Source organism: Rhodococcus sp. 14-1411-2a (assembly GCF_002259485.1).
Classification (GTDB): Bacteria; Actinomycetota; Actinomycetes; order Mycobacteriales; family Mycobacteriaceae; genus Rhodococcoides.
This window is the reverse complement of sequence record NZ_NPGA01000012.1, coordinates 98,865-122,679: the sequence shown is the minus strand read 5'-3', so window position 1 is coordinate 122,679 and position 23,815 is coordinate 98,865. Positions and strand designations below refer to the sequence as shown.

At 64.5% G+C, this 23,815-nt stretch carries 18 protein-coding genes; 12 read left to right on the top strand and 6 right to left on the bottom strand.

The window, feature by feature from the left end:
- The first annotated feature begins 10 nt into the window (after positions 1-10).
- The 3 genes from CH291_RS10055 to CH291_RS10045 all read left to right on the top strand — a co-directional run bounded on the left by CH291_RS10055 (position 11) and on the right by CH291_RS10045 (position 2,530).
- A complete protein-coding gene (locus tag CH291_RS10055; RefSeq protein WP_094638431.1) occupies positions 11-1,390 on the top strand; it encodes a putative bifunctional diguanylate cyclase/phosphodiesterase in 1,380 nt (459 codons plus the stop codon).
- 15 nt (positions 1,391-1,405) lie between these two features.
- On the top strand, positions 1,406-1,825 hold the full coding sequence (locus tag CH291_RS10050) for a TIGR03668 family PPOX class F420-dependent oxidoreductase (RefSeq protein ID WP_068045490.1): 420 nt from the start codon (positions 1,406-1,408) through the stop codon (positions 1,823-1,825).
- Positions 1,826-1,975: 150 nt separating this feature from the next.
- On the top strand, positions 1,976-2,530 hold the full coding sequence (locus CH291_RS10045; protein ID WP_094687361.1) for a GNAT family N-acetyltransferase: 555 nt from the start codon (positions 1,976-1,978) through the stop codon (positions 2,528-2,530).
- Here the strand turns inward: CH291_RS10045 and CH291_RS10040 are convergent.
- A complete protein-coding gene (locus tag CH291_RS10040; protein WP_094687451.1) occupies positions 2,512-3,495 on the bottom strand; it encodes a hypothetical protein in 984 nt (327 codons plus the stop codon). The genes CH291_RS10045 and CH291_RS10040 overlap by 19 nt on opposite strands.
- A gap of 341 nt (positions 3,496-3,836) precedes the next feature.
- Between CH291_RS10040 and lysX the strand changes: the two genes are divergently transcribed.
- The 5 genes from lysX (at position 3,837) to CH291_RS26760 (ending at position 10,338) form a co-directional block, all read left to right on the top strand.
- Positions 3,837-7,109: a bifunctional lysylphosphatidylglycerol synthetase/lysine--tRNA ligase LysX gene (lysX, locus tag CH291_RS10035; protein ID WP_256980804.1), complete on the top strand. Its 3,273-nt coding sequence runs from the start codon at positions 3,837-3,839 to the stop codon at positions 7,107-7,109.
- 109 nt (positions 7,110-7,218) lie between these two features.
- On the top strand, positions 7,219-8,115 hold the full coding sequence (locus CH291_RS10030; RefSeq protein ID WP_179276499.1) for an alpha/beta fold hydrolase: 897 nt from the start codon (positions 7,219-7,221) through the stop codon (positions 8,113-8,115).
- Positions 8,116-8,215: 100 nt separating this feature from the next.
- The gene (locus tag CH291_RS10025; protein WP_068045498.1) at positions 8,216-9,220 is read left to right on the top strand and encodes a beta-ketoacyl-ACP synthase III; all 1,005 of its coding nucleotides are present in this window, start codon (positions 8,216-8,218) and stop codon (positions 9,218-9,220) included.
- Between the two features lie 170 nt (positions 9,221-9,390).
- The gene (locus tag CH291_RS10020; RefSeq protein ID WP_094638429.1) at positions 9,391-9,792 is read left to right on the top strand and encodes a PPOX class F420-dependent oxidoreductase; all 402 of its coding nucleotides are present in this window, start codon (positions 9,391-9,393) and stop codon (positions 9,790-9,792) included.
- A gap of 312 nt (positions 9,793-10,104) precedes the next feature.
- Positions 10,105-10,338: a DUF4190 domain-containing protein gene (locus CH291_RS26760; protein WP_179272053.1), complete on the top strand. Its 234-nt coding sequence runs from the start codon at positions 10,105-10,107 to the stop codon at positions 10,336-10,338.
- Here CH291_RS26760 and CH291_RS10010 read toward each other — a convergent pair.
- Entirely contained in the window at positions 10,327-11,553 is a 1,227-nt protein-coding gene (locus CH291_RS10010; RefSeq protein WP_094669427.1) for an MFS transporter, read from the bottom strand. The genes CH291_RS26760 and CH291_RS10010 overlap by 12 nt on opposite strands.
- Before the next feature lie 82 nt (positions 11,554-11,635).
- Here CH291_RS10010 and CH291_RS10005 point away from each other — a divergent pair, with 82 nt between their 5' ends.
- From CH291_RS10005 to CH291_RS09995, 3 genes are all read left to right on the top strand, one after another.
- Complete coding sequence (locus CH291_RS10005; protein ID WP_256980793.1) at positions 11,636-12,547, top strand: LysR family transcriptional regulator; 912 nt, start codon at positions 11,636-11,638, stop codon at positions 12,545-12,547.
- Positions 12,548-12,551: 4 nt separating this feature from the next.
- Positions 12,552-13,166, top strand: coding sequence for a histidine phosphatase family protein (locus CH291_RS10000; protein WP_094687359.1), 615 nt, complete (start codon positions 12,552-12,554; stop codon positions 13,164-13,166).
- Between the two features lie 87 nt (positions 13,167-13,253).
- The gene (locus tag CH291_RS09995) at positions 13,254-14,762 is read left to right on the top strand and encodes a phage infection protein (protein ID WP_094687358.1); all 1,509 of its coding nucleotides are present in this window, start codon (positions 13,254-13,256) and stop codon (positions 14,760-14,762) included.
- On the opposite strand, the gene CH291_RS09990 is transcribed toward CH291_RS09995, so the two are convergent.
- On the bottom strand, positions 14,697-14,993 hold the full coding sequence (locus CH291_RS09990) for a putative quinol monooxygenase (protein ID WP_068045525.1): 297 nt from the start codon (positions 14,991-14,993) through the stop codon (positions 14,697-14,699). The genes CH291_RS09995 and CH291_RS09990 overlap by 66 nt on opposite strands.
- A gap of 98 nt (positions 14,994-15,091) precedes the next feature.
- On the opposite strand from CH291_RS09990, the gene CH291_RS09985 reads away from it, so the two are divergent.
- Positions 15,092-16,618 (top strand): MFS transporter, encoded by a 1,527-nt coding sequence (locus CH291_RS09985; protein ID WP_094687357.1) that lies wholly within the window; start codon positions 15,092-15,094, stop codon positions 16,616-16,618.
- On the opposite strand, the gene CH291_RS09980 is transcribed toward CH291_RS09985, so the two are convergent.
- The 3 genes from CH291_RS09980 to gltB all read right to left on the bottom strand — a co-directional run bounded on the left by CH291_RS09980 (position 16,597) and on the right by gltB (position 23,752).
- A complete protein-coding gene (locus CH291_RS09980) occupies positions 16,597-17,502 on the bottom strand; it encodes a cutinase family protein (RefSeq protein ID WP_094687356.1) in 906 nt (301 codons plus the stop codon). The genes CH291_RS09985 and CH291_RS09980 overlap by 22 nt on opposite strands.
- 216 nt (positions 17,503-17,718) lie before the next feature.
- Entirely contained in the window at positions 17,719-19,170 is a 1,452-nt protein-coding gene (locus CH291_RS09975) for a glutamate synthase subunit beta (protein WP_094616198.1), read from the bottom strand.
- Positions 19,163-23,752: a glutamate synthase large subunit gene (gene gltB / locus CH291_RS09970; protein WP_094638422.1), complete on the bottom strand. Its 4,590-nt coding sequence runs from the start codon at positions 23,750-23,752 to the stop codon at positions 19,163-19,165. The genes CH291_RS09975 and gltB overlap by 8 nt, the downstream gene beginning before the upstream one ends.
- Between the last annotated feature and the right edge of the window lie 63 nt (positions 23,753-23,815).

Sequence of the window (23,815 nt, the reverse complement as noted above, 5' to 3'; positions counted from 1 at the left end):
AGGGGGAACAATGAGCCGAGAGCACGACGCGCCGCCCCGTCATGTCGCCGCTGTGTCCGGAACCGCATCCGGAACTGCGGCCCAGCGCGACGCGTTGACCGGACTCCCTAACCGCGACGAGATTCTTGCCCTCATCACCGCCGAGCTCGAAGGACGCACCCCGGGTCGCCAGTTCAGTGTCCTGCTGGTCGACATCGACGGATTCCGAGAATTCAACGACGCCCTCGGCCCCGCACAGGGCGACGACCTGCTGTGCATGATCGCCGATCGCCTCCTTGCCTCCACCCGCCCCGGCGACACCATCGGCCGACTCACCGGCGACGAATTCGTCGTCATCGCCCGAGGCTCCCACTCCATAGCCGCGCGCGCCCTGGCCGCCGGTTTCGCGAGCATCTTCGAGCCCGCCTTCGAGCTCGGCGACCGCCAACTCACCCTCACAGCCAGCGTCGGAGTCGCCTCCAGCACCGACACCGACATCAGCGCCACCCAACTGGTTCACAACGCCGCCGCAGCAATGCATGCCGCCAAAGCCGTCGGACGCAACGAACACCACGTCTTCACCGACGAGCTGCACCACACCAACCGCACCCGACTCGAACTCATCGAACGACTGCGCGGCATCGCCATGGTCGAGCGCGAACTGACGATGGTCTACCAACCCATCGTCGAGCTCACGACAGGAACGGTCGTCGGGGCCGAAGCACTCATCCGATGGAACCACCCCGAACTCGGCCTACTGATGCCCGACACCTTCATCCCCCTCGCCGAGGACGCCGACCTCATCGTCCCACTGAGCATGTGGATTCTCGCCGAGGTCGCGCACACCATCGCCGACTGGCAGACCCGCAACATCCACCTCCAAGTGGGCGTCAACATCAGCCCAGCCCACTTCGCCACCGGAAGCCTCGCCACCGACGTCATCGACATCGTCGACACCTACGGCATCCAACCCGGCCGGCTCGCCCTCGAACTCTCCGAATCACAGACACTGCACGACCTCGACGCCGTCCACTACCAACTGCGCGACGTCCAACGCCACGGCGTCCTCATCGCCATCGACGACTTCGGCTCCGGCTTCTCCTCCCTCGAACGACTCGCCACCCTCCCCGTCGACACCCTCAAGATCGACAAATCGCTGACCCAACACCTCGACAGCGACAACCTGCACCGACGCCGCGCCATGACCACACTCTGCACAGCCCTCGTCGACGTCACCACCACCCTCGGCAAAGACACCGTCATCGAGGGAATCGAGACACCGGAACAACTCCAGGTCTGCACCGACATGGGCGTAACCTTCGGCCAAGGACACCTACTCGGACGCCCCATGCCCGTTGCGGCACTCGAACAATTCATCACCCGACACAGCACCCACAGCGAATCCGCATAACCCGAGGAACCGAACGTGAAGATCGACAACGAAGTCCAACGCTTCACCGACGCACCCCGAGCCCAACTCTCCACCATCAACCCCGACGGCACACCACACCTGGTACCGATCGTCTTCGCCGTCGCCCCCACCGGCGACCGCATCTACACCGCCATCGACTGGAAACCCAAAACAACCCGAAAACTCCAGCGCCTCGACAACATCCGCGCCGACCCCGCCGTCAGCCTCATCGTCGACCACTACACCGACGACTGGTCCCAACTCTGGTGGATCCGCGCCGACGGAAGCGCCCACATCGCCGAAACCTCCAGCGCCGAAAGCACATCGGCCACCGACGCCCTGGTCGCGAAATACAGTCAATACAAAAACAACAGACCCGAGGGTCCAGTCATCATCATCGACAAACTGTCCTGGCGATCCTGGTCGGCTTCCTGACCCCGCCCCTGCCCCTGCCCCCTTTGACCACTCAATGTGACATTCGGTGGCCTTTTCGCCCGTCAATGGCACATCGAGTGGACTGCGGGCGGGTGACAGTGCAATGAAATTCGATGGCCAGTTGGATGCATTGTTGACACACTGCTGACCATGCACGACGCGCCTTCCGAACGGATTGTGACCGATCGCCTCGTCATTCGTCGCGAGGAGTCCGACGATGCCGGTGCTGTTGGCGACGTGATCGGCCGCAATCTCGTTCACCTTTCGCCCTGGATGGGGTGGGCGACGGAAGAAGCTGCACGAACGTCGGCGCAACTCGCTCGTATCGCCGACGCCGTCGAGCAGTGGGATGCCGGGAAGATGTTCGACTACGGAATCTTCGACCTCGAAGGCGGCGCATTTTTGGGCAAGATCGGGATGCATCGCCGAATCGGCCCGCACGGAATCGAATTGGGTTACTGGCTCGACTCCCGGGCCGAGGGACGTGGGGTGATCAGCGAGGCCGTCGCGGCGCTCATGCGGGAGGCTTTGAGGCTGGACGGAATCATCCGAGTTGAAATTCATTGTGATGCAGCGAATCTCAGAAGTCAGGCCATACCCAGACGGCTTGGCTTCGTTCTGGACAGGATCGAGGATCAACCGATCACCGCTGCGTCCGAGACCGGCGAGCACATGGTCTGGGTGTATCAGCCCGACCGGCGATAAGCCTGATCCGCTCGCGGTCGGACCGTGACGTTCGGTCGCGGTCGAGCCTTGGCCTGCTCGTAGCGCGCCCGAAGGTCGGCCAATACGCGTTCCGGATCATCCCGAATATCACTCGGCAGATGTGTCACCACGATGAGGCCGGCATTCTGCGCTCGTTCACGACGCGCCACCGTCGCCTTGTGTGCCGCAGGCGAGAGGTGGTGCTCCAGCGAATCGATCTCCCAATCCAATGCCACGTCGTCGAGCCAATTATCGGCGATCAACAGAAACTTTCCCCGCTCGTCGTGGACGACCACGTTGTGCTGCATCGGCGGAAGTCCACTGCGCGCGTACAGCTTCTGGGCCTGGGCTTCGGCAACGGAATGCGCGCCGGCTGCCAACTCCCGCAACACCCGTCGTGGCATCGCCGTTCCTCGTGTACTACCGGCGTCGAGCTCCTTCATGATCTCATCCACGGTGGCCGCGCCTCGCTGCACGACGTTGGCAATCAGCGCCATGCACTGCTCGGCATTCTTCATTCGCCGAACCGCATCGCACAAGCACCGAACGATCGGCGCAACGCGGAGTCCCGACTTCAACTCCGCCGTCGGCATTCGCCACGTTCGCTCCACCACAGCGAAGCTCACGGACTTCCGATGTTGCGGCTCGGGAATCAGGGCGAAAGTCTCTTCCAACGAGCCCGACGTGCCCAATCCATGCAACGCCAACCCTGCCCGACCGCTGATGACAGCATCTTTGCCGCAGTAGATTGCCACCGCGGTGGCGCGCTCCATCGGCGTCAGCGAGCGATTCTTCAAGAACACCAACCCAGGTAGTGCCCGTGACCAGCTGCCGTCCGGCTGGGTGCGTCGAACAATTGTCTTCGACGCCACCCCGAGCTCGAGGAGATGCGCTGTCCTCATGAAACCGCGATCGGACGCAGCCGCAATCACCTTCGCATCGATTCGTGCTCCACCCCGCTTCATGCCCTTGATGATGCACAATCCAGGCACCCCGAATCCGACCCGACGATGGGGAACACATTGCCCTGTGGATAACTGGTGCCCTGTGGACAACCTCCGCCCAGGAGTGCCCCACCGAGATCGAATGCACTCGGCAAGCCGCTGCCCGCACTCGACCCGGGGTCCACTCGATGTGCCATTGACTGGCGAAAAGGCCACTGAAGGTCACATTGAGTGAGCGGGGGTGCGGGCAATGGACACCTGACTCGCGTTGGCGGGGATACCGTCTACGTTGCACAAGTGCATTCTGACTTCGGGAGTGAGATATGACGGCGACAGCGATTTCCTCGGAGCGGTCCGGGTCCATGGTTCCGCGGTCGTTCGTGCCACCCGCGCGCGGTCGGTTGAGTGAGGTGCCGCATATCGCCGGGCTGGTGCTCGGCGTGTTCGCGGTGTTGTTGTTTCTGTGGAGTCTGTCGCCCACTCTTCGTTATCTGGTTCATGTTCCTCGCGAGTACGTGGACAACTACTACTTCGATGCGCCCGATACGAGTTTGTCGTGGGCGCTGGTCGTCGGGTTGTTGGCTGCAGCGTTGGCGAGTCGTAAGCGCATTGCGTGGTGGTTGCTGACGGTCTATCTGGTGTTGTTGGCGATCATCAATGTCGTCGAGGGCATCCAGGACGGGAACGTCAACTCGTGGGTTGCGCTGGCTGTCCATGTCGTCGTGACGGGGGTGTTGATCGCTGCGCGCAAGGAGTTCTACACGCGGGTGCGTCGCGGTGCGTTGTGGAAGGCGCTCGGGGTGCTCGTCCTCGGAGCGGCCGTCGGGACGCTCATCGGCTGGGCGCTGGTTGCGTTGTTCCCCGGGTCGTTGCCGGAGAGTCAGACGTTCCTGTGGGCGTTCAATCGTGTGACGGCGTTGGCGACGGTGGACAACGAGCAGTTCGACGGCAGGCCGAACGGAATCGTGAACACGGCGTTGGGGTTGTTCGGAGCGTTGGCGTTGCTGGGGGCGATCGTCACGTTGTTCAGGTCGCAGCGGTCGAGCAATGCGCTCACCGGTCGCGACGAGTCCGCCCTGCGAGGTCTGCTCGACAAGTGGGGCTCCGACGATTCCCTCGGCTACTTCGCCACCCGCCGCGACAAGGGCGTCATCTTCGCCACCAGCGGCAAGGCTGCAGTGACGTATCGCGTCGAGGTCGGGGTGTGTCTGGCCAGTGGTGACCCGATCGGCAATCCCGAGGCCTGGCCGCATGCCATCTCGGAATGGCTGGACCTGGCCGAGAAGTACGGCTGGACCCCAGCTGTCATGGGGGCCAGCGAGATCGGGGCCACCGCATACAAGCGGGCCGGCCTGAGCGTCCTCGAACTCGGCGACGAAGCAATCCTCAAAACCAAAGATTTCAACCTCAATGGACGCGAGATGCGCCCCGTGCGTCAGGCGGTCAACCGGGCTCGCAAAGCGGGTGTCGTGGTCACCGTGCGTCGTCATCGGGATATTTCGTCGGAGGAGATGTCGGAGATCATTGCCTGCGCGGATGCGTGGCGCGATACCGAGACCGAGCGCGGTTTTTCTATGGCGTTGGGCCGGCTGGGTGACCCTCTCGACGGCGATTGTCTTCTGGTGCAGGCGGTTCAGGGTGAGAAGGTGATCGGCGTTCTCTCGCTGGTGCCGTGGGGACGTACCGGTGCGTCGCTGGATCTGATGCGGCGGGATCCGGCATCGCCCAACGGGGTGATCGAGTTGATGGTGACCGAGCTCGCCACCAGCGCAGATCATTTCGGTGTCGGCAAGATCTCGCTGAACTTCGCGGTGTTCCGCGCGGCGTTCGAGGAGGGCAGCCGGATCGGTGCCGGACCGGTGCTGCGCATCTGGCGCAGCGTGCTGGTGTTCTTCTCCCGGTGGTGGCAGCTCGAGGCGCTGTATCGCTCGAACGTGAAGTACCTTCCGGAATGGGAGCCGCGCTACCTGTGCTTCGCCGACAATCGAGTGTTGCCCAAGGTCGGCGTCGCGTCGGCCATCGCCGAAGGCTTCCTGACCCTGCCGACCTTCCGACGTGCGTCGAAGCACACCGGTTCCCACGTTGCGGTCCCCGCCGCTCTGGCCGACGCCGACGACATTCATCCCGACGGCAGTGGCCCGGACAGCGTCGCGGACGAGCCGACACCGGGGCGTAAGCGTCCCGACCAGGTGCGCGTGCGCATGTCGAAGCTCGATCGCCTCGAACGCGAGGGCACCGAGGGCTATCCCGTCGCCTATCCCCCGACCCACACGGTCGAGGCGGCAGTGGCGTCGCCGCAGGGTACAACGGTGCGAATCGCCGGACGCATTCTGCGTATCCGTGACTACGGCAGCGTGTCCTTCGCCGTCATCCGAGACTGGTCGGCCGACATCCAGGTGCTGTTCGACCGCGAACGCGTCGGCGACAGAATCGAAGAATTCGATGCCGACTTCGACCTGGGTGACCTCATCGAGGTCAGCGGCGCCATCGGGTACAGCAGGCGTGGCGAGCTCTCGCTGCTCGCGACCGACTGGCGAATGAACGCCAAGTGCCTGCATCCGCTGCCGGACAAATATCGCGGTCTCACCGACCCGGAAGCGCGGGTGCGGCAACGGTATGTGGACCTGGCGATCAATCGGGATGCTCGTGCTCTGCTGATCGCGCGCTCGAATGTGGTGAAATCCCTGCGTGATTCGCTCGGAGAGCGCGGGTACATGGAAGTCGAGACCCCGATTCTGCAGCAGGTGCACGGTGGCGCGAACGCTGCGCCGTTCGTCACCCACATCAATGCCTACAACCTCGATCTCTACCTGCGCATCGCCCCGGAGCTGTATCTCAAGCGCCTGTGCGTCGGAGGCATGGAGAAGGTGTTCGAGATAGGGCGGGTGTTCCGCAACGAAGGAGCGGACTTCAAACACAATCCCGAGTTCACGATCCTCGAAGCGTACGAGGCCCACAGCGACTACGAACGCGCAATGGTGCTGTGCCGCGAGCTGATTCAGCGGGCTGCCGTCGCGGCGCACGGACGCGAGATCATCCTGCGCCCGGACGGTCCGAACGGGGAGATGATCGAGATCGACATCTCCGGTGAGTGGCCCGTCAAGACGCTGCACGGTGCCGTCGCCGAGAAGTTGGGCGTTGCCGTCGAACCGTCGACTCCCCTCGACGAACTGCAGCGTCTGTGCGACGAGAACGACATTCCGTACGAGAAGACCTGGGATGCAGGAGCCGTCGCACAGGGAATGTACGAGCATCTCGTCGAGGACTACACCGAATTCCCCACCTTCTACAAGGACTTCCCGACGTCGATGTCGCCGTTGACGAGGCCGCATCGAAGTATCCCTGGAGTGGCGGAGAAGTGGGATCTCGTGGCGTGGGGTGTCGAGTTGGGGACCGCGTACAGCGAACTGACCGATCCGGTCGATCAACGGCAGCGCCTGACCGAACAGTCGCTGCTGGCGGCCGGCGGCGACGAGGAGGCCATGAGCTTGGACGAGGACTTCCTGCAGGCACTAGAGCACGGAATGCCGCCGACCGGTGGTCTGGGCATGGGCGTCGACCGGGTCGTCATGCTCATCACCGGAGGCAGCATCCGCGAAACGTTGGCATTCCCGCTGGCCAAGCCGCGTCAATGACCTCCGCTACGACCCCATACGCGTGGCCGAGTGTGAAAAACCGGGAAAATGATGGAAACTGGACGGTGAAACAGACGGCAGGTCGGCTGAGCATCGTGGGGAACCAAAAATGGACAACGGGGATCGAGCCGAACGCAGTGCGTTGTTTCCCGTGAAACATCCGCCCGGTCGATACGTCGAGGTGGACGGACAACGTCTGCATCTGCTCGTACGCGGAACCGGCCCCACGGTGGTCCTCTGCGGAGGCCTCGGCAGCAATTGGTTCGACTGGAACGACACCGTCGACATCTTGAGCGCCCACCATCACGTGGTCGTTCTCGACCGCCCCGGCTTCGGACTCAGCGACCCCCTGCCCGTCGGTGCCACGCCCACCGTCCACGGAGAGGCAGACAGGATCATCGGCGTCCTCGACGCGCTCGGAGTCACCGAGCCGGCCGTCGTCGCAGGTCATTCGATTGCCGGCTTCTACGCAGAAGCCGTCGCCCGGCTGTACCCGTCGCGCATCCGCGGGATTCTGTTGCTCGATTCCAGCGCAGAATCCGACCCCCGCCGCTTCATCCCGCCGACCGTGCGCATCCAGACCGCACACCTGATCGCAACCGTGCTCAGCAAAACCGGCGTGCAGAAGCTGTTCGGACCGCGCGTGCGCCGCGTCCTCAATCAGGCGACGCCGCCCGACGGCACGCCGCAGGAGACACTCGACTGGGTCGACGACATCTATCGCCGACCCACCTACCTCGCCGCCGCGCTGACCGAAGACATCGTCTACCCGGATCTCGCCGTCGAGCTGAACCGCATTCGCAAGCAGTTCCGAGTCGTCGTGCCCGTCATCGTTGCGGCCGCACACACCGGACGACCCTCCCCGTGGGGCAAGAGATGGATCAGAACTCAACGCAAGCTCGCCGCGTATCTGCGTGCCGACTTCACCGTCGTCATGCCCGCCCACCACCACGCCATGATCGACAAGCCCGCCGAGGTCGCGGCCCTCATCACCGAACTGGTGTGAACCCCTCGCGGCGACGCACGTAACGTGTGTCACCGAGCCCGCAGCCCAAGACCCGAGCCGAAGCTCGGCGATGGCGCGGTAGCACGAGAGGAAATTGAAGATGGGTGCGATCAGCACGACGCAGGGACGACAGTCGAAACTACTCGGACTCGGCGTTCACCGCCCCGAGCGAGTCGTGACCAACGACGAGATCTGCGAATTCATCGACTCGAGCGACGAGTGGATCCAGACGCGTTCGGGAATCAAGAACCGGCGCTTCGCCGAACCCAAGGAAAACGTCGTCGAGATGTCCATCGCGGCAGGCCGCAAGGCTCTCGAGGCCAGCGGAATCACGGCCGACCAGGTCGACACCGTCATCGTCGCCACCTCGACGCATCTCGAACTGACACCCCAAGCAGCGGCGAAAGTAGCGCACGGACTCGGCACCAAGGGGCCGGCCGCATTCGACATCTGCGCCGGCTGCGCAGGCTTCTGCTACTCCCTCGCCGTCGCATCGGACCTGGTCAAGGCCGGAACCTCCAAGTACGTGCTCGTCATCGGTGCTGAACAGCTCAGCGTCACCACCGACCCGTACGACCGCACCACCCGCTTCATCTTCGCCGACGGCGCCGGTGCCGTGGTCGTCGGACAGAGCGACGAAACCGAGATCGGGCCCGCCGTCTGGGGCTCCGACGGCTCGCAATCCGACGCCATCGTCCAGACAACCGACTGGTACGACTACATCACCGAAGAGGGCCTCGAGCGCCCCTGGATCCGGATGAACGGAATCTCCGTCTTCCGCTGGGCCGCATTCGAAATGGGCAAGGCCGCGCAGCGAGTACTCGACGTCGCCGGCATCAAAACCGACGAACTGCACGCCTTCATCCCCCACCAGGCCAACAGCCGCATCACCGAACTGCTGGCCAAAAGCCTGAACCTCGCCGACGGCACCCCGGTCGCCAACGACATCGCCGAAACCGGCAACACCTCGGCAGCCTCGATTCCCCTGGCCATGGAAGAACTCCTGCGCACCGGCAAAGCAAAAGCAGGAGATACCGCACTGCTACTCGCCTTCGGTGCCGGACTCTCCTACGCCGGACAGGTAGTCAAACTCCCCAACCTGTAGTCGCACATCCACCCGCGCTGCACCAATTCCCGAGTGCAGCCGCAGCCCCCAGTGCACTCGATGTGACATTCAGTGGCCTTTTCGGCAGTCAATGTCACATCGAGTGGACTTCGGGGGCGGTGTGGGCGGAAGCAGGACCGCAGCGGGGGTTGAGTCGTAGAGTTGTCCGTATGCCCAAGCCTCCGTTGCCCGATGCCGCTGTTGAATTGTTGAAGAAGGCCAATCCTGCGGTCATGGCGGTGGTTCGTGCCGATGGGACGCCGATCACCGCACCCACGTGGTATTTGTGGGAAGACGGGAAGGTCGTGCTCAATTTCGATGCGTCTCGGAAGCGTCTCGAGCACATCAGGGCGAATCCGAAGGTCTCGATCTCGGTGTTGGACGAGGCCAGTTGGTACACGCACGTGACGGTGCACGGCTCGATCGAGTTGCAGGACGATCCCGATCTGGTGGATATCGATCGCATCTCGACGCATTACACCGGCAATCCGTATCCGGTTCGGGATCAGCCGCGCGTGACCGGTTACGTCACTGTCGACGCGTACGTGGGCTGGGGCAAACTCGGTACGTAGCGTCGCGAGAGAACTGTTGCGACGGCTGTCTCGAGGTGCCACACTCCCGCCATGGGCTATCCGCAGGGTGAAGGCAGCGACTCGTTCGACGCGTCCAGGAAGGACGAGTCGTATGGGGGTTCGGAGCAATATCCTCCGTATCGAGATCCGAACGCCCAGCCCCAGAACCCCACATACCAAGACCCGCAGTACCAGAACCCCCCTTACCAAAACCCCCAGTACCAAAACCCGCAGTACCAAAACCCGCAGTACGGGAATGCGCCGTATGCCGGCGGGTATCAGGTCCCCGCGCCCACGAACACGTTGGCGATCGTGTCGCTCGTGTTGGCGATTCTGGGTCTGACGTTTCTGCCGCTGATCGCATCGATCTGCGCTGTGGTGTGCGGCCACATCTCGCGTGGTCAGATCAAGCGCACCGGCGAGAGTGGGTCGGGGTTCGCGACAGCGGGTCTCATCGTCGGCTACGTGTCGATCGCACTCTTCGTCGTCATCGTGGGAGCGATCATCATCTTTGCCATCGCTGCCGGAAGCGCATCAACCTTCTGAAACAGGTCGCCCCAGTCGACCGTTCAAGCATGCAGCCCACACGCCTGCGATGAGTGCCAGCGCGATAACGAACAGCGCCAACGCGTTCCAGCCCAGGGACTGGAACACGACACCGCCGATCCATCCGACCACGGACGATCCGCCGTAGTAGAAGAGGTTGTACAGCGAGGTCGCCTGCGCGCGACCGTGCACGGCGCGTTGTCCGGTCCATCCCGACGCAATGGCGTGGGCCGCAAAGAATCCCATGGTCAGGATCACCAGGCCGGTCAGAATGACGACGAGGTTCGACGCCATCGTCAGGGCCGCTCCGGCGATCATCGTTGCGGTCGATCCGGCGAGCACCACCGATCTCCCGTGCTTCGTCGCGAGATTGCCCGCTACCCGCGAGGACACGGTACCGCTGAGGTAGGCCACGAAGATCAAGCTGATCAGGGACTGTGGGAGTCCGAAAGGCACGGCCTCCAAACGGAATCCGAGGTAGTTGTAGATCGCGACGAAGCCGCCCATCAGCAGGAATCCCTGGCCGTAGAGTGCCGCCATCCCCGGTTCGCGCAGGTTGACCCACAACCGACCGGGTAGGTCACGAATCTGGCTGTGCACCAATGCCGTTCGTGGCCGAGGGGCCAGCCACACGAACAGGGCCGCGGCCAGTGCCGCGATCACCGAGACCGTCAACGTGCCGATACGCCAGTTGGTGTATTCCGCAACGGGCCCCGCGACTATGCGGCCGAGCAGCCCACCCAGCGTCGTCCCCGAAACGTACGTCGCCGCCGCCAGCGCGGTGTGGTTTCGGTGCACCTCTTCGCTGAGATACGCGATCGCGATGGCCGGGAGACCGCCCAGTGCAGCACCTTCGAAGAATCGAACGACCAGCAGCACTTCGAGCGAGGGCGAGAGCGGAACCAGCAGTCCCAACGTCGTGGCGGTGAGGATCGACGCAGTCATGGCCCGGACTCGACCGATGCGGTCGGCCGCCACCGACCAGGGAATGACCGACACCGCAACGCCCACGGTCGCAAGTCCGACGGCGAGCGAGGACAGCGACGGCGTGATGTCGAGATTGGCGGCGATGAGCGGCAGGATCCCCTGCACCGAATACAGCTGAGCGAACGTCGCTACTCCGGCGAACAGCAGCGCCAGCACGAGACGGCGGTATTCGCGCGATCCCCTGGGGTGTCCCTCCCATTCGAGGACCTCGGGTTGCGTCGTAGTCATGAAGATCACGTTAGAAGTGCTCACGTTATTCGTCCAATGCATGAGAGGCAGCAAACCGATTCATCAGCGATATGATTCGACGATGCGTCGCGAAACGATCGAACTGCTGCCGCTACTGCCGACACTCGTCGCGGTGGCCGATACCGAGCACATCACCGACGCCGCCCACGTCCTGGGCGTCCCACAACCCACCGTCAGCCGTCAGGTAGCCCGTGCTTCGGCGATCCTCGGCGTCGACATCGTGGAACGACGCGGCCGCGGCATCGTGCTCACCAGCACCGGCCGAGTGTTGATTCCCTATCTTCAGCGCGCGCTGAGTGACATCGACGCCGGTATCGACGCCATGACCGAGCACGACGCCAGGGCCCGCGGCCGCATCGCAGTGGCGTTTCAGAACACCCTGGGCGAGGACGTCGTACCGGCGCTGATCCGGCAGTTCCGCGTCGACCACCCGGCCGTCACGTTCGATCTGGACCAGGGTGCGCGCGCACGCTGCCTCGACCGTCTCGAAGACGGGGTCTCGGACCTGGCATTCGTCTCCCTCAGCGCCGAGCACACCGAGAACAATTCGTTCCAGCTCTACGACGAGAGGCTGATGCTGGTGGTTCCGGCCGATCACCGCCTCGCCTCACGCAGATCGGTCGATCTCGCCGACACCGCCGACGAGAACTACATCGCGATGGGCCACGGTTTCGGCATGCGGTCGATCTGCGACGAGCTGTGGGCGGACGCCGGTTTCAGCCCGCGCATCGCATTCGAGGGGCAGGACACCCACACGGTGCGCGGCCTCGTCGGGGCCGGTCTCGGCATCGCCATACTGCCGCGAATCCGCTCGCACAGCGGTGAAGGAGGAACCGTCGACATCGGGCTCACCCAACCCGCGGCCCGTAGACGGATCGGCATGGTGTGGGATCCGCAGGCCGATTCGCCGCGTCAGGTGGCGGCATTTCGATCGATGGTGCTGCGCAGTGGTCGAACACTCGTGATTAGGTGAGTCGATGCAACTGGTTCTGGTGCGGCACGCTCTCCCGCAACGGTCGGAGACCTCGGCCGATCCCGCTCTCGCCGAGCTCGGCGTCGAACAATCTCTGCGGGTTCCGGGTGCCGTGGCCAGGTTCCCGGTCTCCCGAGTCGTGTCGAGTTCGCAACTCCGCGCTGTTCAGACGGCGCAGCCTCTTGCCGATCGGCTCGGTCTGACCGTCGAGTCCGACGAGCGTGTGGCCGAATACGATCGCGACTTCGGCGGCTACGTTCCGATCGAGTCCGCCAAAACCGAGTTCCGTGAGGCATTCGATCGCATCAAGGCCGGGCACCTTCCCGAGCAGGTCGACGAGCAGGCGTTTCGGCAGCGAGTTCTGGCCGGCGTCGCCGACATCGTCTCGGCCAGCGCACACACCGACACTGTCGCGCTCTTCGCCCACGGCGGCGTGATCAACATCCTGCTGCAGGACATTCTGCAGACCCCGAAGGTGCTCGGCTTCCCGATCGACTACTGCTCGGTGACACGTGTGCTGTTCTCCCGCAGTGGCTCCAGGTCGGTCTCCTCGGTGAACGAGACCGAGCATGTGTGGGACCTGTTGCCCCGGAACCGACAATCCACAGAGAGCTCTTAAACTCGCAGGTAGAGGGCATGAAACGCAGCGTCGACGGCCATCGAGTGGTCGGCGAGGCCGAACCTGGCAGTTAGCCTCGAACTCATCATGGGTGAATTGCGTATCTTCCGACGTCCTGCCGTTGCTCTCACTGCGCTGGCGTTTCCTCTGGTGGCGGTAGGTGCTTTTGCACTCGGCACCGGCTACGACCTCGGTGGCGAATCCACGGCGACCACCACCACCGCCGTCGCCGACACGGAGCAGGCACCGGCACCGGACCAGCAGACGGCGGATCCTCTGGCCGCGGCCCGGACCAGCCTCAACAGCGCATCTCTGCCCATCACTTTTCTCTCCAGCGGTATCGGTCAGCTGACCGAGGGCGGAACGCAGCTCAACGACGGCGTCGGGCAGCTCGCCGACGGCATCACCCAGGCTCACGACGGAACGATTCAGCTCGCCGACGGGTTCGGGCAGTATCGCGACGGCATCGGTCAGCTCGGTGACGGCGCGTCTCAGATCAGCGGTGGCGTCGACCAGGTCGTCGACCAACTCGCCGGATTCGGGGCGCTGCAGGCCGATTTCACCGCCAAACTCGCCGCCACCGCGGACCAGGTCGATCGCTTCCCGCACCCGGGATCCGACGCCATCTCCGGCGAGATCCGGGGCGTCATCGACACCCTGAACACGCAGGCCTTCGGCCCCGACACTCTCGCCCAGCTGCAGACCCTCAAAGGTGGTGCTCAGCAGCTGTCCTCCGAGCTCAACGACCCGAACAGTCAGTTCCTCGGGGCCACCGCTCAGCTCGGCGACGCCACGGTGCAGTTGCGGGACGGACTCGGCCAGCTCGACGACGGTGGCCAGCAGCTCAAGGCAGGTACCGATCAGCTCGTGACGTCGGTCGAGCCGGTCGAGGGCATCGTCAACGGCATTGCCACCAACGTGCGCGACGCCTCCGCGGCACTTCCGCAGGGAACCGCTGCCACCACCGACGACGGGGCCGCGGAGCAAAATCTCGTGGCCACGACAACGTCCGGCGGTGCCGGTGCCACCCCGTATCTGATCGCCGCGCTGGTGGCTCTCGGAGCACTGGGATGCGTCAGTCTCGTTCGAGTACTCGGCAGGAACAGCAACCCACGATTGCTCTCGGTGGTCGCGGCCGTCGCTGCCGTCGGCATCAGCGCAGCCGTCGCCTTCGCTTTCGCCACCGATGCAGCCCTCGGACCGGTGCTGGGTGCAGGCGCGTTCCTGATCGTCTCGGCCGCGGCTTACCTCGCCGCAGCGGGATCTATTCAACTGTTGCTCGGTGCCGTGGTCGGCCAGATCGTCAACGTCGTCGCCCTCGTGGTGCAGGTCGTCGTCTGCGGCTTCGCATACGCATCGACTGCGCCCATCTGGGGCGATCTGGCGGTGTTCATGCCGATGAGTTACACCGCGGCCGGTGCCCGCATCATCGCGTCGGGCGAGATGAGCGGGACCGGCTGGCTCGCGATCGGTGCCACGGCGGCCTTGCTGGCCGTCTCGGCGCTGGTGTACGCGAGCGCGCGGGGAGACTCAGCCGACGGGTCGGAGCGGATGGATGGCGGGCGGAGCCGCGAGATGGGCACCGAACTCGCTTAACGCCTGCTGCAGATGCGGGGTCTGCATGTGACCGTCGAGGTCCTCCTGCGACTTCCACACCTCGATGGTGATGAACGTACCCGGCTCGATCGCCGACTCGAACAGTTCGTAGGAGACGTTCCCGTCTTCCTTCCGTGATTCGGCGACGAGGGCCGCGAGGCCGTCGCGCACGGCGTCGATGGCATCCGGCTTGGCGATGATCGTGGCGACGACCTTCAGATCGTTGGTCATGAGGTGATGTTTCCTTCGTTCGGCGAGAGAGCTCTTCGTCACCGAACGTACTCCCGACCCACCTAAGCTGAGGTGTCCATTCGGGAAGGGAAGTCACAGTGAGCCAGACGGCAACCGACCAGCGCGCCACCGGTAAGGAGTGGCTCGGCCTCGCGGTGCTGGTGGTGCCGATTCTCGTCGTGTCGATGGACATGTCGGTGCTGTATCTGGCCCTGCCGTTCATGACGGCCGATCTAGAACCCACCGGCAACCAGACGCTGTGGATTCTCGACATCTACGGCTTTCTGCTCGCCGGGCTGCTCATCACCATGGGCTCTCTGGGCGATCGGATCGGCCGACGCACCCTGTTGATGATCGGTGCCGTCGTCTTCGGCATCGCCTCGTTGGCCGCGACGTTCTCCACCTCCCCCGAAATGCTTCTTGCTGCGCGCGCTCTGCTGGGAATCGGCGGTGCCACCATTGCTCCGAGCACATTGTCGTTGATACGCAACATGTTTCACGATCCCACTCAACGCAAGGAAGCCATCGGACTGTGGACCGCCGGTTTCGCGGGCGGTGCCGCGGTGGGGCCTGTCATCGGGGGTGTTCTGCTCGAGCACTTCTGGTGGGGTTCGGTGTTCCTGATCAACATCCCCATCATGGTGGTGCTCTTCGTTGCTGCCCCACTCCTGGTCCCCGAGTTCAAGGACACCGACCCCGGCAAATTCGACCCGATCAGCGTGGTCCTCGCGATCTCCTCGATGCTCTCGATCGTCTTCACCATCAAGCACGGCGCGCAGGAAGGGATCGACGTAGCAACGGTCACCACAGCCCTCGCCGGACTCACGCTCGGTGCGATGTTCGTCATCCGGCAACGCAAGGCCGCCAATCCACTGATCGACGTCACGCTGTTCGCCGAACGTGCCTTCAGCGCAGCGGTCGTGGTGCAATTCCTGGTCATCTTCGCCATGACCGGATTCAGTCTCTTCGCCTCGCAGTACCTTCAGCTGGTCGTCGGGCTGGGGCCGCTCGAAGCAGGTCTGTGGCTCCTCGTTCCGGCTGTCGCCGCCGCGGCCGGTGCCGTGCTCGCACCGACGCTGAGCAAGGTGATCCGGACCGGCACCATCATTGCGGGCGGCCTGCTGTTCATCGCCATCGGTTGCACGGCAATGGCATTCGTCAGCGCCGACTCAGGACTGCCGCTACTGCTCACCGGCATGGCCGTGCTGACCTTCGGAATCGGCGCGGCCTCGACGCTCAACTCCGACATCGTGCTCACCGCAGCGGCTCCCGAAAAGGCCGGTGCCGCATCGGCATTGTCCGAAACCGGAGCCGAACTGGGCGGCGCCGTCGGCATCGCGATCCTCGGCACGATCGGCAGCACCGTCTACCGACACCGCATGGACGACGCCATCCCCGCTGGGACCCCTGCCGAGATCGCCGATCCCGCACGGGAAACCATCGGCGGTGCCATCGCCGTGGCGGATTACCTGCCGGAGCCGTTCTCCTCGCAACTGACTGCTGTCGCGAACTCGTCCTTCATCGACGGTTTCAACCTTGCGTCGGGCGCGAGCGCCGCCCTGATGGCCGTCAGTGCCGTCACCGTCTTCGTGCTGCTACGCCGTCAGACCGCGTCGGCGAGATAGCGTGCCAGCCACCGCGTCGCGGACTGGCCGTTTCCGACGTCGTAGCTCTGGTACTCCTGGTGGATGCCGGAGCGGTAGAACGCCTCGATCTCCCTCTGACGCTGAGCGTTCGCCTGGTCGGTGAGCTGGCCCTGCAACACCGGCAGACCACCGGCCGCTGCGAGGTCCGCGATCAGGGACTGTGCTTCCTGCGAGTACTGATCGGCAACGTTCGGCGCAGGGTTGGACGACACGGCCAAGAATCCGGCCAACCGCGCGACGTAGTCGTCCTTGGGCGTCGAGCAGTACAGATCGCCGACGGCACAGAAGGTGCGCACCACGGGGCTGACGTAGCCGAATCCGCCCACCCGAGGTCCGCCGACACCGGTTCCGACCACGGCCGGCCCCACCAGAGCATCGGTGTCGGAGCGCTTCGGGTCGGAGATCAAGCCCACCGCCACCACCTTGTCCGCGGGTACCACGCCCACTCCGGTGCCGATGGCTGCGGCGAGATCACCTGCCGCGTCGGCTCCCTGGCTGTAGCCGATGATGCCGAGTTTCGTTGCGCCACAACGATCGGCCATGGCCTTCAGCATCCCGCCAGCATTGGCGACGGCCTCGGCACGGGACTGCCCGTACACCTCGCCCTCCCACGGGAACGCGGTGGCGGGATACGAGACGTAGTCGGTACGGATGCCGCTACCGAGACGATCGGTGACGTCGGTGAGTATCCCCGGCTTCGGCGCGGCACCCGAACTGGTCTCCCACGTGCCCGGAATGGCCACGACGTACATCGTCGGGCAATCGCCAGGGTCAGCGGCGGCAGGCGATGCCGCTCCGACAACCAGACCGGACGCAACAGCTGCAGCGACGCCGATACCGGCGCAGATCTTCTTGACACTCATGGGGAGGGGGCCTCACTGGTCATCGAACGCTTCGTTGTTCGATTCCGACAATGCCAGGGGCCTGTGACCATCAGATGCCTACATGGTTAACGGACGTAACCGTCCGTCACACGGTTCGGCCGCCCACCCCCCCGGGATCAATGTGAGTTTCAGTCGGTCCGACTGCAACAAAGCCACATTGATCCCGACGGGGGGCGACGGGAAAGCTACCGCGACCTACCGCTGCGGTGCCTGGGTGGGCACGATCGGCGACGGCAGTGCGGTCGCACCCTGCAGGAACGTGTCGACGGCGGCCGCGCAGGAGCGGCCCTCGGCGATTGCCCACACGATGAGCGACTGGCCGCGGCCCATGTCACCGGCAACGAACACGCCGGGGACGTTGGTGACCCACTCGTTGGTGCGCTCGACGTTGCCGCGCTGGTTGAAGTCGACGCCCAGGTCGGTCAGTAGACCGCCCTTGTCGGGTCCGACGAATCCCATCGCGAGCAGCACCAGGTCGGCTTCGAGGGTGAATTCGCTGCCCTCGACCTTCTCGAACTTGCCGGCCTTGAACTCGACCTCGCAGGCTTCGAGTGCGGTGACCTTGCCGTCTTCGCCGACGAAACGCTCGGTGTTGACGGAAAAGACGCGTTCGCCACCCTCCTCGTGTGCCGAGGCAACCCGGTACATCAGCGGGTACGTCGGCCACGGCGTGGACGTCGCACGCTCCTCGGGCGGCCGGGCCATGATCTCGAACTGGTGCACGCTCTCGGCACCCTGACGGTGCGAGGTCCCGAGGCAGTCGGCACCGGTGTCTCCGCCGCCGATGATGACGACCTTCTTGCCCTCGGCACTGACGGGCGGCGCGGCGAAATCACCCTGCTGGACGCGGTTGGCGTGCGGCAGGAACTCCATGGCCTGGTAGATGCCGTCGAGCTCGCGGCCCTCGATGGGCAGGTCGCGCCACGCGGTGGCGCCGCCGGACAGGACCACGGCGTCGAACTGCTCGCGCAGTTCGTCGGCCGAGATGTCCACGCCCACATCGACACCGGTGCGGAAGACGGTGCCCTCGGCCTCCATCTGCGCGAGCCGACGATCGATGTGGCGCTTCTCCATCTTGAACTCGGGGATGCCGTACCGCAGCAGTCCGCCGATGCGATCGGCACGCTCGAACACCGTGACGGTGTGGCCCGCGCGGGTGAGCTGCTGCGCTGCAGCGAGTCCCGCGGGGCCGGAGCCGACGACGGCGACGGTCTTGCCGGTCAGATGCGTCGGGTAGACCGGCGTGACCCAGCCCTCCTCGAAGGCCTTGTCGATGATCTCGACCTCGACCTGCTTGATGGTGACCGGATCCTGGTTGATACCCAGCACGCACGACGCTTCGCACGGGGCGGGGCACAACCGTCCGGTGAATTCCGGGAAGTTGTTGGTGGCGTGCAACCGATCGATGCTGTCGCGCCAGCGGTCCTTGAACACCAGGTCGTTCCACTCGGGAATCAGGTTCCCCAGTGGGCAGCCGTTGTGGCAGAACGGAATACCGCAGTCCATGCATCGACTCGCCTGGGTGCGCAGAGTGTCCTTCGAGAAGTCTTCGTAGACCTCTTTCCAGTCCATCAGACGCAGGTCGACGGGCCGCCGCTTCGGTACTTCGCGAACCGTGTTCTTCAGAAATCCCTGTGGGTCACCCACGAGCTGCCTCCATGATCGCTTCGTCCACGTCCGCGCCGTTCTTCTCGGCTTCGGAGATGGCCAGCAGTACCTTCTTGTAGTCGCGAGGCATGACCTTCACGAAATGGTTCACCTGCTGTGACCAATCCGCGAGGATCCGCTCGGCCACCTCGGAGCCGGTCTGCTCCTGATGGCGAGTGACGATGTCGCGGAGCCAGGTGAACTCGTCACCCTCGAGCTCCTCGATGTCGACCAGCTCGGTGTTGAGGTTGGCCTCGAACGTCTTGTTCGGATCGAAGACGAACGCGACACCGCCGGACATACCGGCACCGAAGTTCCGGCCCGTCGTGCCCAGAATGACGACCTTGCCGCCGGTCATGTACTCGCAGCCGTGATCGCCGACGCCTTCGACGACGGCAACGGCACCGGAGTTACGAACGGCGAAGCGCTCGCCGACGACACCGCGGATGAGAGCCTCACCGCTGGTGGCGCCGAACAGGAACACGTTGCCGCCGATGATGTTGTCCTCGGCGACGAATCCCTTCGGCGCGTTCAACGACGGCCGCAGCACGAGGTGTCCACCGGACAGGCCCTTGCCGACGAAGTCGTTGGCGTCTCCGTTGAGACGCAACGTCATGCCGGAAGGCACGAACGCACCGAAACTGTTTCCGGCCGAGCCGGTGAACGTGATCTCGATGGTGTCGTCCGGCAGTCCGACGCCGCCGTACGCCTTGGTGACCTCGTGCCCGAGCATCGTGCCGACGGTGCGGTTGACGTTGGTGATCTTGGACTCGAACGCGACCTTCTCGCCCTTGTCCAACGCATTGCGGCTGGCCGCGATGAGCTGCTGGTCGAGGGCCTTGTCGAGACCGTGATCCTGAACGCCGGTGTTGTAGAGGTTCTGGTTCATGAACGCCGACTCGACCTCTTCGAGGATCGGCGACAGATCCAGCTTCGACGCCTTCCAGTGCTCCTTGGCCGCAGTGGTGTCCAGCAGACCCACCTGGCCGACGGCCTCGTCCAGTGTGCGGAAGCCGAGCTCGGCCATGAGCTCGCGAACCTCTTCGGCGATGAACATGAAGAAGTTCTCGACGAACTCCGGCTTGCCCGCGAAACGCTTGCGCAGCAACGGGTTCTGCGTAGCGACACCGACGGGGCAGGTGTCGAGGTGGCAGACGCGCATCATGATGCAGCCCGAGACGACGAGCGGAGCGGTGGCGAAACCGAACTCCTCGCCGCCGAGCAGAGCCGCGACCATCACGTCACGTCCGGTCTTGAGCTGGCCGTCCACCTGCACGACGATGCGATCACGAAGACCGTTGAGCAGCAACGTCTGCTGCGTTTCGGCCAACCCGAGCTCCCACGGTCCACCCGCGTGCTTGACCGACGTCAGCGGCGTCGCGCCGGTGCCGCCGTCGTGGCCCGAGATGAGCACCACGTCGGCGTGCGCCTTGGACACACCCGCGGCGACCGTTCCGACGCCGACCTCGGAGACCAGCTTCACGTGGATGCGGGCCTGCGGGTTGGCGTTCTTCAGGTCGTGGATCAGCTGCGCGAGATCCTCGATCGAGTAGATGTCGTGGTGCGGCGGCGGCGAGATCAGACCGACGCCGGGCGTCGAATGCCGAACCTCGGCGACCCACGGGTACACCTTGTGCGCCGGAAGCTGGCCGCCCTCACCGGGCTTGGCTCCCTGCGCCATCTTGATCTGGATGTCGGTGCAGTTGGTCAGGTAGTGCGAGGTGACACCGAAGCGTCCCGACGCGACCTGCTTGATGGCACTGCGTCGCCAGTCGCCGTTCTCGTCCGGCTCGAACCGCGAGACGTCCTCGCCGCCCTCACCGGAGTTCGAGCGCCCGCCGAGACGGTTCATGGCGATGGCGAGGGTCTCGTGCGCCTCGGCCGAGATGGAGCCGTAGCTCATCGCACCGGTGGAGAAACGCTTGACGATCTCACTGGCCGGCTCGACCTCGTCGATCGAAATGGCTTGCCGCTCTTCGGTCTTGAAGCGGAACAGACCGCGCAGCGACGCGAGGCGCTCGGACTGGTCGTCGACCATCTTCGTGTATTCCTTGAAGATGTCGTACTGACCGGTGCGGGTGGAGTGCTGCAGCTTGAACACCGTGTCCGGGTTGAAGAGGTGGTACTCCCCTTCCCGACGCCACTGGTATTCGCCACCGGTTTCGAGCTCGCGGTGCGCGCGCTCCTGACGGTTGTCGAGGTACGCGACCGCGTGCCGCGCTGCGACGTCGTCGGCGACCTGGTCGAGATCGATTCCGCCCAGGTGGCTGTTGAGGCCGGTGAAATACTCGTCGACCAGTTCCTGCGAGAGGCCGATGACCTGGAACAGCTGAGCTCCGGTGTACGACGCGAGGGTCGAGATGCCCATCTTGGACATCACCTTCAGCACACCCTTGCCCGCGGCCTTGATGTAGTTGGACACGGCCTTGTCGAAGGAGATGTCGGTGAGGGAGCCGCGCTCGATCATGTCCTCGATCGACTCGAACGCCATGTACGGGTTGACCGCTGCCGCACCGAAACCGATGAGCAGAGCCATGTGGTGCACCTCGCGGGCATCACCGGCCTCGATGATCAGACCGACCTTGGTGCGGGTCTTCTCCCGGACGAGGTGATGGTGCACCGCGGAGGTGAGCAGCAGCGACGGAATCGGAGCGAGCTTCTCGCTGGACTCACGGTCCGAGAGCACGATGATCCGCGCGCCACCGGAGATGGCAGCGGACACCTGAGCGCGAATGGCCTCCAACGACTTTCGGAGACCCTCACCACCCTCGGACACCGGGTACAGGCCGCGCACGACCACCGAGCGCAGCTCTTCCTGCGTGCCTTCGTCGTTGATGTGGACGAGCTTGGCGAGGTCGTCGTTGTGCAGGATCGGCTGCGGAAGCACGATCTGCTTGCAGCCGTCGGCACCCGGGTTGAGCAGATCGCCCTCGGGTCCGATGGTGCCGCCGAGGCTGGTGACGATCTCCTCGCGGATGGCATCGAGCGGCGGGTTGGTGACCTGCGCGAACAGCTGCGAGAAGTAGTCGAACAGCATCCGCGGGCGAGCCGACAGCACGGCGATCGGGGTATCGGTACCCATGGAACCGATGGCCTCGGCACCGGACTTCGCCATGGGCGAGACCAGCACGTTCAGTTCCTCGGTGGTGTATCCGAAGATCTGCTGACGGATGAGCACGCGGTCGTGCGGCATGTGCACGTGCGGACGCTCGGGCAGATCGTCGATCGAGGTCAAGCCCTCGTCGAGCCACTGCTGGTACGGATGCTCGGCCGCGAGCTCGTCCTTGATCTCGTCGTCGGAGACGATGCGGCCCTGCGCGGTGTCCACCAGGAACATGCGGCCGGGCTGCAGGCGAACCTTGCGGACGACCTTCGACGGATCGATGTCGAGAACGCCGACCTCGGAGGCCATGACGACCAGACCGTCGTCGGTGACCCACAGCCGGCTCGGACGCAGGCCGTTGCGGTCCAGGACCGCGCCGATGACGGTGCCGTCGGTGAAGCACACCGACGCCGGTCCGTCCCAGGGCTCCATCAGCGAGGAATGGTACTTGTAGAACGCCCGACGTGCGGGGTCCATCGACTCGTGCCGCTCCCACGCCTCGGGAATCATCATGAGCACGGCGTGCGGCAAGCTGCGTCCACCGAGGTGCAGCAGCTCGAGCACCTCGTCGAAACGTGCTGTGTCACTTGCTCCGTGGGTGACCACGGGGAAGATCTTCTCGAGCGCCTCGGAACCGCCGAACACGTCGGAGGTGATGAGCGCCTCGCGAGCACGCATCCAGTTCTCGTTGCCGGTGGCGGTGTTGATCTCGCCGTTGTGGGCGACGCGTCGGAACGGATGCGCCAGCGGCCACGACGGGAACGTGTTGGTCGAGAAGCGCGAATGCACAAGTCCCAGTGCGCTTTCGACGCGCTCGTCCTGCAGGTCGAGGTAGAAGCCCTTGAGCTGAGGCGTGGTCAACATGCCCTTGTAGACGAAGGTCTGCGAGGACAGTGACGGGAAGTACACGGTCTCGCGGCCGGGGCCGTCCTTGCCCGCGCCCTCTTCGCCCAGCTCGTGCTCGACCCGCTTGCGGATGACGAACGCACGACGCTCGAGTTCGAGGTCGGTGATCGACGCGTCCGGAGCCGCGAGGAACAACTGCCGGAAGGTCGGCATCGCGTCGCGCGCCAGAGCGCCGAGAGAGGAATCGTCGGTGGGAACCTCACGCCAACCGAGAATCGTCAGGCCCTCGCTGACGACGATGCGCTCGACACCCTCGCAGGCGCGTGCTGCGTCGCTGCGACCCTGCGGAAGAAATGCGACACCGGTTGCGTACGCGCCGGGCGCGGGAAGCTCGAAATCTACGACGGCGCGGAAGAACGCGTCCGGAACCTGGATCAGAATGCCTGCACCGTCACCGGTGTTCGGTTCGGAGCCGGCAGCACCGCGGTGCTCGAGGTTGACCAGTGCGGTGATCGCCTTCTCGACGATGTCGCGACTGCGTCGACCGTGCATGTCCACCACGAACGCGACACCACAGGAGTCGTGTTCGTTGGCGGGATCGTAGAGGCCTTGCGGGCCCGGAGTGTGCTTCATACCTAGCCTTCGGATAAGTCCAGCCTTGATACTCGTCGGCGACGGTGTGGTGTAACCGGCTGC

What these genes read in the sequence shown, in the direction of transcription:
- CH291_RS10025 (WP_068045498.1), top strand. Translation starts at nt 8,216, where the DNA reads ATGGGTGCGATCAGCACGACGCAGGGACGACAGTCGAAACTACTCGGA.
- CH291_RS10045 (WP_094687361.1), top strand. Translation starts at nt 1,976, where the DNA reads ATGCACGACGCGCCTTCCGAACGGATTGTGACCGATCGCCTCGTCATT.
- gltB (WP_094638422.1), bottom strand. Translation starts at nt 23,752, where the DNA reads ATGAAGCACACTCCGGGCCCGCAAGGCCTCTACGATCCCGCCAACGAA.
- CH291_RS10030 (WP_179276499.1), top strand. Translation starts at nt 7,219, where the DNA reads ATGGACAACGGGGATCGAGCCGAACGCAGTGCGTTGTTTCCCGTGAAA.
- CH291_RS09990 (WP_068045525.1), bottom strand. Translation starts at nt 14,993, where the DNA reads ATGACCAACGATCTGAAGGTCGTCGCCACGATCATCGCCAAGCCGGAT.
- CH291_RS10055 (WP_094638431.1), top strand. Translation starts at nt 11, where the DNA reads ATGAGCCGAGAGCACGACGCGCCGCCCCGTCATGTCGCCGCTGTGTCC.
- CH291_RS10000 (WP_094687359.1), top strand. Translation starts at nt 12,552, where the DNA reads ATGCAACTGGTTCTGGTGCGGCACGCTCTCCCGCAACGGTCGGAGACC.
- CH291_RS10020 (WP_094638429.1), top strand. Translation starts at nt 9,391, where the DNA reads ATGCCCAAGCCTCCGTTGCCCGATGCCGCTGTTGAATTGTTGAAGAAG.
- CH291_RS09980 (WP_094687356.1), bottom strand. Translation starts at nt 17,502, where the DNA reads ATGAGTGTCAAGAAGATCTGCGCCGGTATCGGCGTCGCTGCAGCTGTT.
- CH291_RS09995 (WP_094687358.1), top strand. Translation starts at nt 13,254, where the DNA reads ATGGGTGAATTGCGTATCTTCCGACGTCCTGCCGTTGCTCTCACTGCG.
- CH291_RS10005 (WP_256980793.1), top strand. Translation starts at nt 11,636, where the DNA reads ATGCGTCGCGAAACGATCGAACTGCTGCCGCTACTGCCGACACTCGTC.
- lysX (WP_256980804.1), top strand. Translation starts at nt 3,837, where the DNA reads ATGGTTCCGCGGTCGTTCGTGCCACCCGCGCGCGGTCGGTTGAGTGAG.
- CH291_RS10040 (WP_094687451.1), bottom strand. Translation starts at nt 3,495, where the DNA reads ATGAAGCGGGGTGGAGCACGAATCGATGCGAAGGTGATTGCGGCTGCG.
- CH291_RS10010 (WP_094669427.1), bottom strand. Translation starts at nt 11,553, where the DNA reads ATGACTACGACGCAACCCGAGGTCCTCGAATGGGAGGGACACCCCAGG.